Source organism: Floridaenema flaviceps BLCC-F50 (assembly GCF_041929275.2).
In the GTDB taxonomy this organism is placed as follows: Bacteria; Cyanobacteriota; Cyanobacteriia; order Cyanobacteriales; family Aerosakkonemataceae; genus Floridanema; species Floridanema flaviceps.
The window spans coordinates 129,981-145,848 of sequence record NZ_JBHFNR020000003.1 but is presented as its reverse complement, the minus strand read 5'-3'; the positions used below and the strand labels follow the sequence as shown (position 1 = coordinate 145,848).

General features: G+C 40.0%; 11 protein-coding genes. 7 read left to right on the top strand and 4 right to left on the bottom strand.

Translation table 11 applies throughout. The annotated features are described in order from the left end of the window. Positions 1–135: 135 nt before the first annotated feature. The 5 genes from dnaK to ACE1CI_RS29735 all read left to right on the top strand — a co-directional run bounded on the left by dnaK (position 136) and on the right by ACE1CI_RS29735 (position 7,114). Entirely contained in the window at positions 136–2,268 is a 2,133-nt protein-coding gene (gene dnaK, locus ACE1CI_RS29755; protein WP_413261953.1) for a molecular chaperone DnaK, read from the top strand. A gap of 117 nt (positions 2,269–2,385) precedes the next feature. Next, positions 2,386–3,378, top strand: a complete 993-nt coding sequence (locus ACE1CI_RS29750) for a DnaJ C-terminal domain-containing protein (protein ID WP_413261952.1) — start codon at positions 2,386–2,388, stop codon at positions 3,376–3,378. Positions 3,379–3,444: 66 nt separating this feature from the next. Continuing rightward, the gene (gene sufU / locus ACE1CI_RS29745) at positions 3,445–3,927 is read left to right on the top strand and encodes a Fe-S cluster assembly sulfur transfer protein SufU (protein WP_413261951.1); all 483 of its coding nucleotides are present in this window, start codon (positions 3,445–3,447) and stop codon (positions 3,925–3,927) included. 158 nt (positions 3,928–4,085) lie between these two features. Next, positions 4,086–4,598, top strand: a complete 513-nt coding sequence (locus ACE1CI_RS29740) for a Ycf51 family protein (protein WP_413266471.1) — start codon at positions 4,086–4,088, stop codon at positions 4,596–4,598. A 407-nt stretch (positions 4,599–5,005) separates the two neighbouring features. Continuing rightward, on the top strand, positions 5,006–7,114 hold the full coding sequence (locus tag ACE1CI_RS29735) for a mechanosensitive ion channel family protein (RefSeq protein ID WP_413266472.1): 2,109 nt from the start codon (positions 5,006–5,008) through the stop codon (positions 7,112–7,114). Between the two features lie 143 nt (positions 7,115–7,257). Here the strand turns inward: ACE1CI_RS29735 and ACE1CI_RS29730 are convergent, their stop codons facing one another. The 4 genes from ACE1CI_RS29730 to ACE1CI_RS29715 form a co-directional block, all read right to left on the bottom strand. After that, positions 7,258–9,042 (bottom strand): pentapeptide repeat-containing protein, encoded by a 1,785-nt coding sequence (locus ACE1CI_RS29730; protein ID WP_496615919.1) that lies wholly within the window; start codon positions 9,040–9,042, stop codon positions 7,258–7,260. A 124-nt stretch (positions 9,043–9,166) separates the two neighbouring features. Then, entirely contained in the window at positions 9,167–9,484 is a 318-nt protein-coding gene (locus ACE1CI_RS29725) for a hypothetical protein (RefSeq protein ID WP_413262482.1), read from the bottom strand. 199 nt (positions 9,485–9,683) lie between these two features. Next, a complete protein-coding gene (locus ACE1CI_RS29720; protein WP_413262481.1) occupies positions 9,684–10,100 on the bottom strand; it encodes a globin family protein in 417 nt (138 codons plus the stop codon). A 212-nt stretch (positions 10,101–10,312) separates the two neighbouring features. After that, positions 10,313–12,325 carry a histidine phosphatase family protein gene (locus ACE1CI_RS29715; protein ID WP_413262480.1) on the bottom strand — a complete coding sequence of 671 codons (2,013 nt, stop codon included), beginning with the start codon at positions 12,323–12,325 and terminating at the stop codon, positions 10,313–10,315. Between the two features lie 564 nt (positions 12,326–12,889). Here ACE1CI_RS29715 and cysK point away from each other — a divergent pair. Then, the gene (gene cysK, locus ACE1CI_RS29710) at positions 12,890–13,849 is read left to right on the top strand and encodes a cysteine synthase A (RefSeq protein WP_413262479.1); all 960 of its coding nucleotides are present in this window, start codon (positions 12,890–12,892) and stop codon (positions 13,847–13,849) included. Positions 13,850–14,111: 262 nt separating this feature from the next. Then, entirely contained in the window at positions 14,112–15,782 is a 1,671-nt protein-coding gene (locus ACE1CI_RS29705) for a DUF3352 domain-containing protein (protein ID WP_413262478.1), read from the top strand. Positions 15,783–15,868: the final 86 nt, after the last annotated feature.

The window sequence follows — 15,868 nt, the reverse complement described above, 5'->3', positions numbered from 1 at the left end:
AGCTAACGCACCCCTACAAACTCAAAACTTTTGTCCGCCTCTGCCTTTCCCCGATGTATCTGCCGCTGGCAAGATAGAATAATTTCAGCAATAGTTCTCAACATTATTTAATAGAGGCGAGGAGAACAGTAACGCATGGGAAAGGTAGTCGGCATTGACTTGGGTACAACAAACTCAGTGGTAGCTGTGATGGAGGGTGGCAAACCCTTGGTAATTGCCAATGCCGAAGGAATGCGGACTACTCCCTCTGTAGTTGGCTTTAACAAGGATGGGGAACGTCTGGTAGGGCAAATGGCGCGGCGACAAGCTGTGCTCAACCCGCAAAATACATTTTATGGGGTGAAGCGGTTTATCGGGCGTAAGTATGCGGAAATTAGCCCAGAGTCGAAGCGAGTGCCTTATACGATTCGCAAGGATGAACAGGGAAATATTAAGATTAAGTGTCCCCGTCTGAATAAGGATTTTGCACCTGAAGAAGTTTCGGCAATGGTGCTCAAAAAGTTGGCTGATGAAGCCAGTCGTTACTTAGGACAGCCAGTTACAGGGGCGGTAATTACGGTTCCGGCATATTTTAACGATTCGCAACGGCAAGCTACAAGAGATGCAGGAAGAATTGCAGGTTTAGAGGTTAAGCGGATTCTTAATGAGCCTACAGCGGCGGCTTTGGCTTATGGTTTAGATAAGCGAAACAATCAAACTATTTTGGTGTTTGATTTGGGTGGTGGCACTTTTGATGTGTCTATTTTAGATGTTGGTGATGGTGTTTTTGAGGTCAAGGCTACTAGCGGCGATACTCAGTTGGGGGGGAATGATTTTGATAGTAAGATTGTTGATTGGTTGGCAGAACAATTTTTGGAACAGGAAGGGATTGATTTAAGACGCGATCGCCAATCTTTACAACGCTTAATTGAAGCAGCAGAAAAGGCAAAAATTGAACTTTCTGGCGTTAGCGTTACTGAGATAAACTTACCATTTATTGCGGCAACGGAAAACGGTCCCGTACATTTAGAAACTCGGTTGACGCGATCGCAATTTGAAGCTCTATGTACCGATTTAGTTAGCCGCCTTCGCAGACCTGTAAAACGCGCTTTGGCTGATGCTAATCTGTTGCCAGAAGATATCGACGAAGTGGTACTTGTTGGCGGGGGAACGCGAATGCCAATGGTTCAAGATTTGGTGGCTAGTATTATCGATATCGAACCCAATCAAAACATTAATCCTGATGAAGTTGTCGCTGTTGGTGCAGCAGTTCAAGCGGGAATTTTGGCAGGAGAATTTAAAGATATCCTGTTATTAGATGTGACTCCGCTATCTTTGGGATTGGAAACGATCGGCGGCGTAATGAAAAAATTAATTCCCCGCAATACGACAATTCCAGTTAGAAGATCCGATACCTTTTCTACCGGAGAGAACAATCAAACAATGGTAGAAATTCACGTTCTCCAAGGGGAACGAGAAATGGCAAAAGATAATAAATCTTTGGGTCGATTTAAGTTATTAGGAATCCCACCTGCGCCGAGAGGAATTCCTCAAATTCAAGTCGCTTTTGATATTGATGCTAATGGCATTTTGCAAGTCACGGCATTAGATAGAAGCACAGGTCGAGAACAAACTGTCACGATTCAAGAAGCTTCGACTTTGAGTGAAAGTGAAGTGCAACAAATGATTCGGGATGCTGAAGAATATGCGGAAGTCGATCGCTTGCAAAGGGAGAGAATTGAAAAACGAAATCGTGCAGAATCTTTAGCGACTCAAGCAGAAAGACAACTGCGAGAAGTAAGTATAGATTTGGGAATGCAGTTTGCTAATGAATATCGTTACCGCATTGAAAGTTTAGTCCGCGAATTGCGCGATTATTTAGCAAGAAATGATGATGCGGGAATTGATAGGAGTCAAGCAGATTTGCAGGATATTCTATATGAAATGAATCGGGAAGTACGTCTGCGTTATACCGAAGAAGAAGACGATTTATTCGGATCGATTCGTCGCGCTTTCTCTGGAGATGATGACGATGAGGACTTCGATTTTAGAGATAGAGATCGATCGTATTACGGGAATAATAATCGAGATTATGACGATCGCCGCTATGACGATCGACGTTATGACGATCGCCGTGACGATCGCCGTGAAGTGATTCGTGACGATCGCCCTTACTATGATACTGGGTCTAATCGTCGCAATACTTCTGATGGTATTGGAACAGGTCGAAGAAGCCAACAACCTCAAAGACAAGATTGGGATGATGATGATGACGATGATTGGTTCTAATTGTCATAGTAAATAGTCACCTGTCATTGGTCAATGGTGATTAGTAATAAACAAATGACCAATGACAAATGACAAAATAACCGATGGCAAATGACAAATAACCAATGACAAATAACTATGGAAAACTTTAGAAACTATTACGAAATTCTGGGTGTTCCCAGAGAAGCATCAGCAGAAGAAATCAAAAAAGTCTATCGGAGACTAGCTAGACAATATCATCCAGATTTAAATCCGGGAAACAAAGAAGCGGAAGAAAAATTTAAAGATATCGGTGAAGCTTACGAAGTACTTTCTGATATCGATAAACGTGCAGAATATGACCAATTTAGTCGCTATTGGAAACAAAGAGGATTTGGCGGAGGTCGATCGGCTCGTGGTAGCAAAAGTTGGTTTAATGGTAATCGTGATGATAAAGATGATGACTATTACAGTCAGTTTACCGAGTTTGGTCAATTCATCGATGAACTACTAGGACGCAGTAACAAAAAAGTCCGGGTAGCGACAGAAGATGATGTGAATTCCCGTGCTAAAGTTGCAGAAGATGAATTTCGCCCCGGAAATACTAAAGTTAGTTACACCGTCCCTTCTCGTCCAACTCGCAAAGATATTGAAGCGCGATTAACTTTACCTTTAGAAAGAGCTTACACTGGGGGAGTAGAAAGAATTCGCTTAGAAGATGGACGCAGTTTAGAAGTAAATATGCCCCCCGCAATGGTAACAGATCAACGCATTCGTCTGAAAGGTCAAGGCATAGGCGGTGGCGATCTTTACCTGAAAATTACTGTTACACCACATTCGTTTTATAAGTTGGAAGGTGCAGATATTGTTTGCCAATTGCCTATTACTCCCAGTGAAGCAGTTTTAGGCGCACCAGTACAAGTGCCAACTTTAGATGGACGGGTAAAAATGAATATTCCTCCTGGTGTAAAATCAGGTCAAAGATTGCGCCTTGCTAATAAAGGTTATCCGATGGAAGATGGCAGTCGGGGAGATCAATTGTTGGAAATTCAAATAGTGATTCCTAAAGAGATTAGTTCCAGGGAAAGAGAACTTTATGAAAAAATCCGCCAAATTGAAACCTTTAACCCCCGTGCGGATTTACCAATTTAACAATTGAAAGGTTTGATTACCGTTACAATCAAATAGGAAGATAAACAACATAATATCAGTCGAATTATGACTTTGGGCAATTTGCGCGACCTGTATCAACAGGTAATTCTAGAACGATATAAAACACCCAGGCACAAGGGTAAAACTAATCCGGTGCATCGATATCAAAAAGGGCATAATCCTTCCTGTGGCGATACGATCGAATTGACGTTGCAACTAAATGATGCTGGCGACACAATTGTAGATGCCAAATTTGAGGGGGAAGGTTGTGCAATTTCGATGGCTTCTGCTGATTTAATGGCGGAAGCTTTAAAGGGAAAAACTGTTAAGGAAGCTTTGGAAATGGTGGAACGTTTCCAACAAATGATGAAAGGTGAAGCAGAGTTTCCCAAAGAGTTGCGAAAATTAAATGTTATGCAAGGGGTTGCCCAATTCCCTGTGCGAATTAAATGTGCTAATCTAACTTGGCACGCTTTAAAAGCGGCGTTGCAATCAGCTGATAATGCTGAGTCAAATGGCTTTATCAGTAATGAAAAAGAGGAAGCTTAATTGCAGTTTGTTGAGATTTTAGGTGTGGATTTTTCCTGGGAAATCAATCATAAACTAAGTACGTTGTTGCGCTTTAGCGCCACTATAGCGCTAAAGCGCAACAACGTACCTAATATTGGTTTAAAATCGAAAATTGAAAATCAAACATTGCAGAATTTATGTTAACAACAACAGATTTTTTAATTGCTGGTAAGTGGGCAGGGATTCTAACTTTAGGTTGTGCGGCGTTGACTTTAATAGCTTTTGTTTTTAAGTGGGGATTTCGCTTTCGATTTGTTGGTGCTACTGGGTTTATGGGGGTTTTAACTGGTGGTTTATTTGCTTTAAGTTTAGGGCTTTTCTCCCATACTACTATTCCCGGTGCTATTCGCTATTCGGTGGTGTTTGATAATGGGGCAACTTTAGCTTCGATCGCAGTTCCCCCCACAATCACTCAGTCTGAATTAGATGCAACTTTGCGTCAAGCCGCAGCAGATTTGTTTTCTTATGGCAGATTGGGTGGTGATAGTTTAGTCATTCGTGCTAGAACAATGATTCATCCAGAAGCGGGGGTTTCTCAACCGCTGATTTTGGGTGAGGTTAGGCGATCGCTAACGAACCGCGAAGATGATAATTTGGCAGTAAATATCTACAGCGAAAACCTCTCTAAATTACCTAAACCAACAGCTTAATTTAAGTTCGCTGCAAAGTCAGTTGTCAGAATTTTAGTTCAATCAATACAAAATTTCCAAAGAACGGGGTTATTGACTATAAATAAGTCAATAACCCCATTTTTTCCTGAAAATAGCTAGTTTTTGGACAAATTTCTCCATACTTAGAGTTACTTTGTAGATTTTTCGTCATAAATACTACTAACCTTGGAATCTTGTTTAGTCTAAAAAGTAGAAATGTAATTGCCTTTTTTAACCTTTGAGTTTATGGGTGTAACCGGAATAGCACGAGAATAAATACTTATTTCATCTATCAAAAGTTACAAAAGTAAATTATTTATACCAACATAATATAAATTTTTAAGCGAACTAATGGGTATCCTAAAAATAAGTGATTAGTAAAAATACTGAACGGAGGGATGTGATAAATGTGGCGTTACCGAGTTCGAGCTATTATGCTTGTAGGAGCGATCGGCGCTTTTGCGGTTTGGGTTACTCCTGTGCGATCGCAGGAACAGCAGGAACCAGCACCAGATGCTAAAACGGAAAAGGTGGAACCAGCAAAATCAGCAAAACCACCAGATCCCAAAGCAGCAACAACCATCAAACAGCTTGATATTCCAGTTGATGAACTGAAACTACTCGTCAAACCGTTGACATTAGATGAACTGCAAAACGAAGCAGCGGCTTGGATGCAAGCACTGCAAGATAAAGCCAAAGAAATCAGTCAAGCTGAAGTTACAATTAAACGTCAGAATTTAGCTATTGCCAAACAAAAAGAAGGTGCCGAAGCCCTAGCAACAGCTAAAAAAGCCCTGGAAGAAGCCCAAAAAGCTCAACAAGGTGCTACTGTTGGTTCGCCGCAATATCAAGAATCAACGAAAAAGGTAGAAGAAGCCCAAGAAAACTTAAAAAAAGCCCAAAAAGCTGTTGATGAAGCCCAAACAACAAAGGCTGAATTAAAAAAAGACGAAACAGCACAAGAGGCATTAGAAAAAGCTAAGAAAACAGGTAACTTAGACACAGCTAAACAAACACTCGATCGCACAAAAGCCGATCGAGATAAATTAACAGCAGGCTCTTTAGCTTATCAAGATGCAACTAAAAAAATCGAAAAACTAGAAGCTGCAATTAAAAAAGTAGAGGATGCCCAAGAAGCACAAAAAGGCGCGAAACTTGATTCACCAGAATATAAAAAAGCTACCGAACAGCTAGACAAAGCGGATGAAGCCCTGAAGAAACTACTCCAAGAATTAGGGGTTAGTAAAGGTGACAAAACTGAGCAGTCATCCCAGAATTTAAACAATGCTACAGCGACGTTGGAAAAAACTGAAATTAAAAACAATCCAGAGGAGAAAGTTGCGGGTGTACCAGGAGTAGTGAACAACGAACAGAAGTTGCAAGAAAAGAAACAAGAGGTAGAACGAACGACGCAACAGCTGGAAAAGAGTGCCGATGCTGAGTCGGAAGCGAAAAACCAACTCGTTACCACTGTAACTGAACTTCAAGGACAGCAGACGGCACTGATCGATCGCCTTAACGCAGTCTTAGACGAACTAGAAAAAAAAGGTGGCGATGTTAAGTCCTATCGTCAGTACATTAAAGCAGTTAGCACCGTCGAAGTGGATACCAAAGACACTGAAGGGCTGGGCTTACGGCTGATCAGCTGGGCACAATCTAGCGAAGGAGGTTTGCGCTGGGCTGGTAATTTCGGCAAGTTTACTGGGATTATTCTAGCTTCGATCGTAGTTTCTCAAATCCTGGGCGCACTACTCAATCAAATACTTTCCCGATTTGGCGGTACATCAGCAATTATGCGCCAATTTATCGTCATGCTCGTCAAGCGTGGCGGAGTTGTAGTCGGTTTCCTGTTAGCTTTAACAGCGCTGGAAGTCAGCCTTGGCCCAGTTTTAGCCTTAGTTGGGGGTGTAAGTTTTGTCCTAGCATTCGCGCTGCAAAGCAACCTGGGTAACTTAGCTAGCGGTTTAATGATCATGGCTTACAAACCCTTTGATGTGGGCGACGAAATAAAAGTAGGTGAACTCTGGGGATGGGTGGAAGCTATTACCTTAGCCAACACCAAAATCAAAGGCTTTAGCGGTCAGATATTTACTATTCCTAACAATAATATTTGGAATGACACGATCGAAAACTTAAGCCACGATAAAAACCGCAAAATCATGCTCTCGTTCCGCGTCGCCTTTGACGAAGACCTCAAAAAGGTAGAGCAACTACTTATAGACACCTTCAAATCTCACCCCAAAGTTCTCACCAATCCCGCTCCCAGTACTTTTGTGTGGCAGATTGAAGAGTACTATATCAGCCTGTTTGCTGGTGGATGGACGAAGAAAGATGATTTTTGGGATACCTACGCAGATATTATTCGCCTAATTCAAAAACGGTTCAATGAAGAAGGAATTGAACTCGCTGCTATCCCGAAAGCAATTGAAATCGGAGTTGAAATGAACGAATTGAATGGCAAAAACTACAATTTCCCTACAGAGATCGCCCCGCAACAAGTTACTGTAGAAAACTAATCTGAAGATGTAGAAGGCAGAAGCTTTTTCACGGGTTTTAACCTTATAGTTACTTCTGCCTCACTGCATTAATTAGCTACTAGATGAAGTCTTCTTTTGTTCGCTTTCTAAACGGCTAATTTCTGTTAGTAATCCTCGTAAAATTATGAATTTATTTTTGCTGTTTCTGCTGATTTATATTTCTTTCCGTTAGGCATAATCGCGCCTTCAAGGAAAGCAACACTCAACTCAAAATCACTCACTTTAGCACCTTTAAGATTGGCACCAGTTAGGTAGACTCCCTCCAAATTTGCACCACTTAAACTAGCATTTTTTAGATTAGCACCACTGAGGTTAGCTTGAGTTAAATCTGCACAAATTAAGTTAGCGTTACTAAGATTAGCACTACTAAGATTAGCCTGATTTAACTTCGCAAAACCAAAGTTAGCATGACTAAGATTAGCACCACTAAGTTTGCTCTGACTGAGGTTAGCATTGTCCAAGTTGGCGTAACTTAAGTTAGCATTAGTCAAATCGGTTGCACTTAAATTAGCTGAACTAAGATTAGCTTTGGGAAGATTAATATCTACTAATTCTGCACCAGGAGTGTCCAATCCTCGCAAAGAAACACCATCTTCATTTAAATCTTGTAGTGCTAAAAGTCTGGCGTAGCTAACTTTTACTCCATGTGCTGCATCAATTGTACTCCAAGCTTGGTAGTAAAATTGCTTGCGGCGATCGGGAGTTTCCTTAATAAACAAAACTAAGGCAATTATTAAACTCAATACATCAGCACTTTCCACAATTTCTGAAACAACAGAATTTTCATCAGCAAACAAATACACTAAAATAAACAATAAAGCTGCACAAACCGCGACTAACCAAGCGGGTAATACCCAAAAAGTATCAACAAGTTTTTTCGGAATATTAGTGAAAACTTTAAGCAAGTCTTGAATAGTAGTTTTTTCTCGCTGTTTCGGAGCTTTTTCTGGCTTTGTTTCAGGCTGACTTACTGTTGATTCCGCAGGCTTTACTGTTGCTGCCACTTTTGGTGAGGATATTTCATCTGCACCCTTTAACATTTGAGCAGTAATAGCTTGATAAGCAGTTAACCAAGCTTGCTTCACTTCAGGAGTCCAATCTTCTTGGAGATATTGTTCAAAAGCGGTGAGTAAAGCTGCACCAACTGGGCCATAATACTTAGGAATTGCTCCATAACTAACGTGCCTAGCTCCCAAGGCTTTAAGTACTGCTCCTAAGTTTTCTGGTTGGCGGAGATTTTCCACGACTAACACCAAGGAATTTAGCAGCTTTTTGTACTGATTTGTCATATCAGTTTGAGCAAACAAAGGTTTGACTTCTGGATTAGCTGCAAATAAGTTTTCGTAGAAACTCACGACAAATTCATGAGCATGAGGTTTAATTTTTTCAAAACTTTGCTCTAATAATTCTACTGGTAATTCTGATGGCTGAGAAACAGGTGTCTTTATTGTAGCTGGTGAGGCAACTTTTGGCTGTTCGGGAGTAACTGTTGCTGTTGATTCTGCTCCTGCACCCTTTAACATTTCAGCCGTAATAGCTTGATAAGCAGCTAACCAAGCTTGCTTAACTTCAGGAGTCCAATCTGTTTGAAGATATTGTTCAAAAGTAGTAATTAAAGCTGCACCAACTGGGCCATAATATTTAGGAATTACTCCATAACTAACGTGCCTAGCTCCCAAAGCATTCAGTACTGCTCCTAAGTTTTCTGGTTGGCGGAGATTTTCCACGACTAACACCAAGGAATTTAGCAGCTTTTTGTACTGATTTGTCATATCAGTTTGAGCAAACAAAGGTTTGACTTCTGGATTAGCTGCAAATAAGTTTTCGTAGAAACTTACGACAAATTCATGAGCATGAGGTTTAATTTTCTCGAAACTTTGTTCTAACAGTTCTACATTTAAAGACATTTTTTGACCCTGAATTTATCAATGTTTTTACTCATGTTTCAAATGAATAGGTTTTTCTAGTGATAAGTTGCTTAAAATTTATAGTTAACCGGGAGAACCCATCTACATAAGTTTTAGGTTGATGCTATAAATTCAAATCCGCCAATTCTTGATAAAGTTTAGCCATGAACTCTGCTGGATCTTTGATACCCATTTCTCCCAAAGCTTTCCATTCATTGGCGCTATAATCTAGATCGATTCCCATTATATCTTGAACCCAATAAGGTAAATTGGATGGGTTTTCCATTAGTTCGTAAGTTAGCTTGAGAATCTCTACTCCTGAAGTATTGTGTCTAGCTTTTGTTGCTAAACAAAAGGAAAGTAATTTGGCTAAATTGCTTTCTGGTGGAATTGAAATGAGAAATGCCATTTTTTCGGCTAAGACAAACTTATCCAATTTCATAAATAATTTTTTCCTCTTAGTAAATTTATTGCCACCTTCTGAAAGCCTGATATTGCAGATTCCGCACTTCAAATTATAGTAGACAAAGTATTACACCAATCCTGAGTAGTTTAGCTATCAATAAAAATACTTGAAGTACTCGCTAAGCTAACCAAAATGTTTAGTTATTTACTACATTTTGAAGTGCGGAATGTGGGTTCTAAGAAGATACTTCGGCTGCACCTTGTAACATCAAAGCAGTAATTGCTTCAAAAGCATCTGTCCATGCTTGCTTAATTTCAGGAGTCCAATCCTGCTGAAGATACTGCCCAAAAGTTGTTAGTAATGCTTGCCCAACTAAGGGGTAATGTTCGGGAAGTGTTCCATATTTGATATGTTTAGCTCCTAAAGTTTGAAGAATTTCCACTAAAACCTCCGGCTTCCGTAAATTTTGTACTACCATGACTAGTGCAGCTAACAAATGTTTCCGTTGCTCGTTCATATTAGTTGTGGCAAATAACGCCTTTGCTTCTGGGTAAGCTGTAAACAGGTTGTCGTAGAAACTAGCTACAAATTCCTCAGAGTTAGGTTTGATTTGTGCAAAACTTTGCTCTAACAGTTCAACATTTAAAGACATATTTTTCTAGTACCTAATATTTTGCTATAACAATTTAAACATATTTTAGAAAAATTGTAATAAACGAAATAATAATTTAATCTTGCAATTTTTAAAAGTTTTTTTGGCTCTCTTGTACTTGTAGGGTAAAACTCTAGTTAATAAAGATTGGATAAGAGAGGTCAGCTTAAAATTTGTGCTAACCTCCCTTTGTTCAATCCAAAAAAACCGGATTAAGCAGCAGCGTTAAGGTTAGCAACTAACCCATATACTGATACGTAATCTTCTAACTCTTGTAAGTCAACAGTGCCATTTTTATCACTGTCGAGAATGTTGAAAAGATAATCAGTGATGTGTCTTCTGACTTCTTCAGGACTACGTTCGCCTACTGTTAAATCTTCAATCATTCCTAAGAGTTCAAAAATCTCGTCTTTATCCAGTGCTTTACTGCCATCTTTATCCAATTCTAGGAACAGTTTTCTGATATCTTCTGTTGCCATTCTTGAGGATTGCAATGTTTCTCGCAATATGTCATTGCTGAAGAAATTCATGAACAAAATTTGCTCAACTAATGGGATGCAGAAGAAACCCAGTGCTGCCCAAAAAGCGGCATATCTTAGAGTGTCTGGGTTAGGAACTACGCTAACTGCGCTCATGAATAGTGCTGCCCAGAGGTAAAAGTTGGGATTTACTAATAGAATGTAAGCGTCTTGTGCTTCTGCTTTGATGATTTTCCCGTTGGAAAATACGTAAGTTAATGTAGCAGCCAAGCGCATGAAAACAAAGACTAATACTGCTAATGCTAGTTGTTGTAAACAGGCTAGCGATCGCTCAGGCGCAGCTGAAGTAAATAAGTCGGAAATAATGGTATAGGGCGTAAACTGAAAACCTGTAAATAAAGCCATAATTGCCACAGCTAAAACCCCGATAAATTTCCAGTTTTTACTGTGGTGATTTGATTCTACAGGAGATTTACCTCGCCAATATTGCGCGATCGCAGCGGGAATTGCTAAACCTACAATTAAAATGACAAAGAAAAAGTTCAAACTGTCAACTTTAATTGGTAAAGGCGCAATAGCAAAAGTCCCTAGAAGCGCTAAAGGAGCAACTATTGATAATAACCGAGATAACACCGCAGAGGGATAAAGATTACCGCCCCAAAGCACTGATAAAACTGGCGAAGTCAAAGCTGGTGGCACCATCCAAAATAACACCCACAAAATTTTGTATAAGTCTGCTGGACTTTGATACAAAATTCCTGAAAATATTAAAAATAGTCCGATCGCCCATCGAACTATCATCCAACCATAGACGATCGACTTAACAGTAGGAGTTACTTTACCCCTAGTCCCAGCAAAGTCAATATCTAAGTAAGTGTAAAAAGTTGAAACTGCCAAACAAGCAACAATTAACCAAGTAAACACTGGTGGAAGAAGCTGATAATTAGAAGCGCTAAAAGCTCTCGCCAAACTGCCAACTAAAAATGACACAGCATAGAGCAGAATCGCCCACATAATCGAAAGATCGTTGAACTTTTTCCGTAACTCTGCACTACCGCTAGATTCTTTATCACGGAATTTTGTCAACTCTTCCTTACTCAGAGCCTTACCATTTGGCAATTTCAAATGTTTATAAGCCGTTGGTGGTAAGCCACTTAAATAAAGCGCTAAAGGCTCCAAAACATATTGATGGCACACTACCAGAACATCTTCGCCTCGTTCCAAATGGGGAACAACTTTTTCCCGGTAAAAACTAGCAGCCCTGGCATAAACTTGGTCTATTTTTTCCCCAGCTGGAGGCGCTTCGTTATGGGAATGTAACATTTCCTCGAAGCCTTCATAGCCCAGAGCAAGGCGCAATAAATTTAAATTTCTCCCAGCAAAAATCCCAAAAGATTTCTCACCAATGCGGTGATCGATATTAATCGGGATATCCGGGGATTTAAGAGATTGGCTCACATCAACTGCAATTTGACAAGTTTGCCGCGCTCTTCTCATGTGCGAAACATATACAGCATCAAATTTGATGCCTCTTTTTTTAATATCCAGTCCCGCCCGACGTGCTTGCAACTTACCAAATGCTGTCAGTCCAACATCCAGCACCCCCGCAAAAATATTGCGTTCGTTGCTGGTGCTTTCACCATGTCTAATAAAGTAGACCTGCCCTGTTTTGCGCTCTTTTTCTACTAGCCCATCAGATTTTTCTGCGGGTGTATTTAGATTTAGAGAATTCTCAACTTTTCCCATGTTTTTTTAGCTCGCGATCGAGACTTTGAATTAAATGCAAAAATTAACTTTGCAACTGCAAATAAATTATTAATCCCTCAATTAAATTAGTATTTCTATATAAACTAAAAAATATGTATTAACAAAATTTAATATGAATAATTCATGAATTTTAAAGCTATTTTAAAGCATTACTTCCTAGTTATTTTCACTGAAAAAGTTTCTAGTGGTTTTCACTTAGGAATACTTACTCAGGGCTTTTACTTAAGTACGTAAAAACCGCAAGTGGGTGGATAGTACTTAAGAATTTTTACTGATTTAATTACTTAAAAAAAGTTAAACTTAGAGGAAAAGTAGATTTTTGTTGCAACAAGTACAATAATCCAATCGGCTAACCGTAGTATAATTAAGGTCATACTTTGGAAGAGATAAAACTGTCCAGTTAGGTGGAAAACGCTTGATTAGCTCTTTTAGAACCAGTTAGTAATTACGAGCAAAGCAAGGAGCGGCATACCTGACAGGACTTCTCTGACCACTGGGATGAAAGCCAAAAGTCAAACTCTCAAGCGCGTTAAGGAGTACAAAATGCGAATTGCTCGTAATGTTACGGAATTAATTGGACGCACGCCGCTAGTTGAATTAAATAGAATTCCGCAAGCAGAAGGAAGTTTAGCGCGAATTGTTGTTAAGTTGGAAGGGATGAATCCAGCTGCTTCTGTGAAAGACCGCATCGGCGCAAGTATGATTCAAGTAGCAGAAGAAGCGGGATTAATTGAGCCAGGAAAAACTGTTTTAGTCGAGCCCACTTCTGGTAACACAGGCATCGCTTTAGCAATGGTAGCAGCTGCCAAAGGTTACGAATTAATTCTCACCATGCCAGAGACAATGAGCATGGAAAGACGCAATATGCTCAAAGCTTATGGTGCCACATTAGAATTAACTCCAGGCATGGAAGGAATGCGGGGAGCAATTAAGCGTGCGGAAGAGATTGCTGCTAGCATTCCTAATGGTTATCTGTTGCAACAATTCCGCAACCCAGCTAATCCCAAAATTCACCGCGAAACCACTGCTGAAGAAATTTGGGCTGACACCGATGGAGAAGTAGACTTTTTAATTGCTGGGGTTGGTACTGGTGGGACTTTAACCGGAGTAGCAGAAGTAATTAAGCAGAGGAAACCGAGTTTTAAAGCGATCGCAGTTGAACCTGTAAATAGTCCAGTGCTTTCTGGAGGAAAACCGGGCCCCCATAAAATTCAAGGTATTGGTGCGGGGTTTGTTCCCGAAGTTTTGCGAGTGGAATTAATTGATGAAGTAATTCCAGTTGCAGATGATGAATCGATGTATTTTAGTCGTCGTTTAGCAAGGGAAGAAGGTTTGCTTTCTGGAATTTCTTCTGGTGCAGCTTTAGCAGCAGCTATTAAAATTGGCAAACGGGAAGAAAATGCAGGTCGTTTAATTGTGATGATACAACCAAGTTTTGGCGAACGTTACTTGAGTACACCGTTGTTCCAAGAACCACAAGTTTTGGAAACCGCCAAGTTGTAAGAGGCAGGGGGGCAGGGGGGCAGGGGGGCAGGGGGGCAGGGGAGCAGAAGATAAAAATTCCCCTTGTCCCCTTGTCCCCTTGTCCCCTTGTCTCCCAGTCCCCAGTCCCCAGTCCCCAGTCCCCTTTTCTCTGCCTTCTGGAATAGCTTTTTTTCAGGTTGAAGTATTTATTTAGTAGAAATATTAACCAGTCTACGGATGCTCTCAGAGTGAGAGTTAATTTTTCGACTTTTTAACAACTATCTGAGTAAATCTTAAAAAAATGTCTGAGAAAAAATCAAATTGGCTGATTCCAGTAGGAATTGGTGCTGCTGCCGTTATTGCAGGTGGGGCAACTCTTGGTTATCTCTATTTAAGAGGTACTTTCAGTGATGTTAGTCCTCTAGCTAGTGCAAAGATTGTCCCTGATGAAGCTTTGATGGTAGGTTTTGTTTCTCCAGATGCAAAGAGTTGGGCACAATTGCAACAGTTTGGTACAAAAGAGGCGCAACAATTAATTGGTAAAAGCCTTGCTGATTTTAACCAACAAATGCTCAATGAGTCAAAAATAGATTATGACAAAGATGTGAAACCTTGGTTGGGTAGTGTCATGTTTGCGGTGTTACCTGCAACTACAACCCCTACACCACCTACACCACCTACACCCCCAGTTGCTAATGCACCGAACTTACTATTTGTTGTGGGTACAAAGGACAAAATTAGCTTGTTTAACTTTGCCAATAAACTCAATAAATCTAAGGAAAAAGTTGTCGAAAGTGACTATAAGGGAGTGAAAATCTTTGAGTCTACTGGTAAAAGCGGTAAAATTTATACGGCTATTTTAGGCGACCATTTGATAATTTCAGAGGGTAAAAAAACTGTAGAATCGGCAATTGACACTTCTAAGGGTGAGCCTTCTTTTGCTAGCCAAGAGGGTGTTAGTTCAATGGTTACAAAGGGAGTAGATGTGCCAAATCCGGTTGTACAAATTTATTTACCTAATTATGGTGGTGTAATTCAACAATTAATAGCTAGTAATCCTAATGCTGGCTCATTACCTCCAGAAACTTTGAATCAATTAAAAATGGTTAAGTCTTTGGCGGCTGGGGTAGGAATTGATAACGCTGGAATTAGAATGAAGGCTGTTGCTAAAATCGATCCAGCTTTAAATTTAGTTACATACAAACCTACTCCCGGAAAGGTAATTTCTCAATTTCCTTTGGAAACTGTGGCTTTAATTAGTGGTCAGGGAATTAATCGAGGTTGGTCAACATTTGTGACTCAAACAAAAACTAATCCAGGGATTCAACAACAAATTGACCAAATGCGGGGACAACTTAAAACTAACTTGAATCTGGATTTAGATGAAGATGTTTTTGGTTGGATGGATGGGGAATTTGCTTTAGGGGCGGTTTCTGCTAATCAAGGGGTTTTAGCACAGTTAGGTTTTGGTGGAGCTTTTGTGTTAAAAACTAGCGATCGCAAAACTGCCGAAAATACTTTAGCAAAAATCAATGAAGTAGCCAAGACTAATGCAATTAATGTCACACAAAGAAATATTCAAGGGAAAACTATTACCGAATGGTCAAGTCCTGGGCAAGAAGCTTGGTTAGGTTATGGTTGGTTAGATGGAGAATCTCTGTTTATCGCTACAGGTGGTTCTGTTGTTGATACGATGGCTAGTAATTCTCAATCTTTAGAAAATAGCCCGTCATTTAAAGCTGTTACTAATACTTTACCCAAGCCAAATGGCGGTTATTTTTACCTGGATATGGACAAAACAATGGCTTTGATGAATCGTAATTTGGCTAGCAATCCACAAAGTACAATACCTTCAGAAGCTAGTGCTTTTCTAAATTCAATTCGGGGTATTGGTTTAACTGCTACTCAGCCAGATTCATCAACTAGTCAAATGGAAATTTTGTTGGCTTTGAAACCAAAATCAGGAAATTAGACTTCTACTGGTGAAGCTATTTTACATAGAATTTGGTTTTGAATGTAAAGAAGACGGGAAAACCGTCTTTTTTTTGGTTCGTTGTG

What these genes read in the sequence shown, in the direction of transcription:
- dnaK (WP_413261953.1), top strand. Translation starts at nt 136, where the DNA reads ATGGGAAAGGTAGTCGGCATTGACTTGGGTACAACAAACTCAGTGGTA.
- ACE1CI_RS29750 (WP_413261952.1), top strand. Translation starts at nt 2,386, where the DNA reads ATGGAAAACTTTAGAAACTATTACGAAATTCTGGGTGTTCCCAGAGAA.
- sufU (WP_413261951.1), top strand. Translation starts at nt 3,445, where the DNA reads ATGACTTTGGGCAATTTGCGCGACCTGTATCAACAGGTAATTCTAGAA.
- ACE1CI_RS29740 (WP_413266471.1), top strand. Translation starts at nt 4,086, where the DNA reads ATGTTAACAACAACAGATTTTTTAATTGCTGGTAAGTGGGCAGGGATT.
- ACE1CI_RS29735 (WP_413266472.1), top strand. Translation starts at nt 5,006, where the DNA reads ATGTGGCGTTACCGAGTTCGAGCTATTATGCTTGTAGGAGCGATCGGC.
- ACE1CI_RS29730 (WP_496615919.1), bottom strand. Translation starts at nt 9,042, where the DNA reads ATGTCTTTAAATGTAGAACTGTTAGAACAAAGTTTCGAGAAAATTAAA.
- ACE1CI_RS29725 (WP_413262482.1), bottom strand. Translation starts at nt 9,484, where the DNA reads ATGAAATTGGATAAGTTTGTCTTAGCCGAAAAAATGGCATTTCTCATT.
- ACE1CI_RS29720 (WP_413262481.1), bottom strand. Translation starts at nt 10,100, where the DNA reads ATGTCTTTAAATGTTGAACTGTTAGAGCAAAGTTTTGCACAAATCAAA.
- ACE1CI_RS29715 (WP_413262480.1), bottom strand. Translation starts at nt 12,325, where the DNA reads ATGGGAAAAGTTGAGAATTCTCTAAATCTAAATACACCCGCAGAAAAA.
- cysK (WP_413262479.1), top strand. Translation starts at nt 12,890, where the DNA reads ATGCGAATTGCTCGTAATGTTACGGAATTAATTGGACGCACGCCGCTA.
- ACE1CI_RS29705 (WP_413262478.1), top strand. Translation starts at nt 14,112, where the DNA reads ATGTCTGAGAAAAAATCAAATTGGCTGATTCCAGTAGGAATTGGTGCT.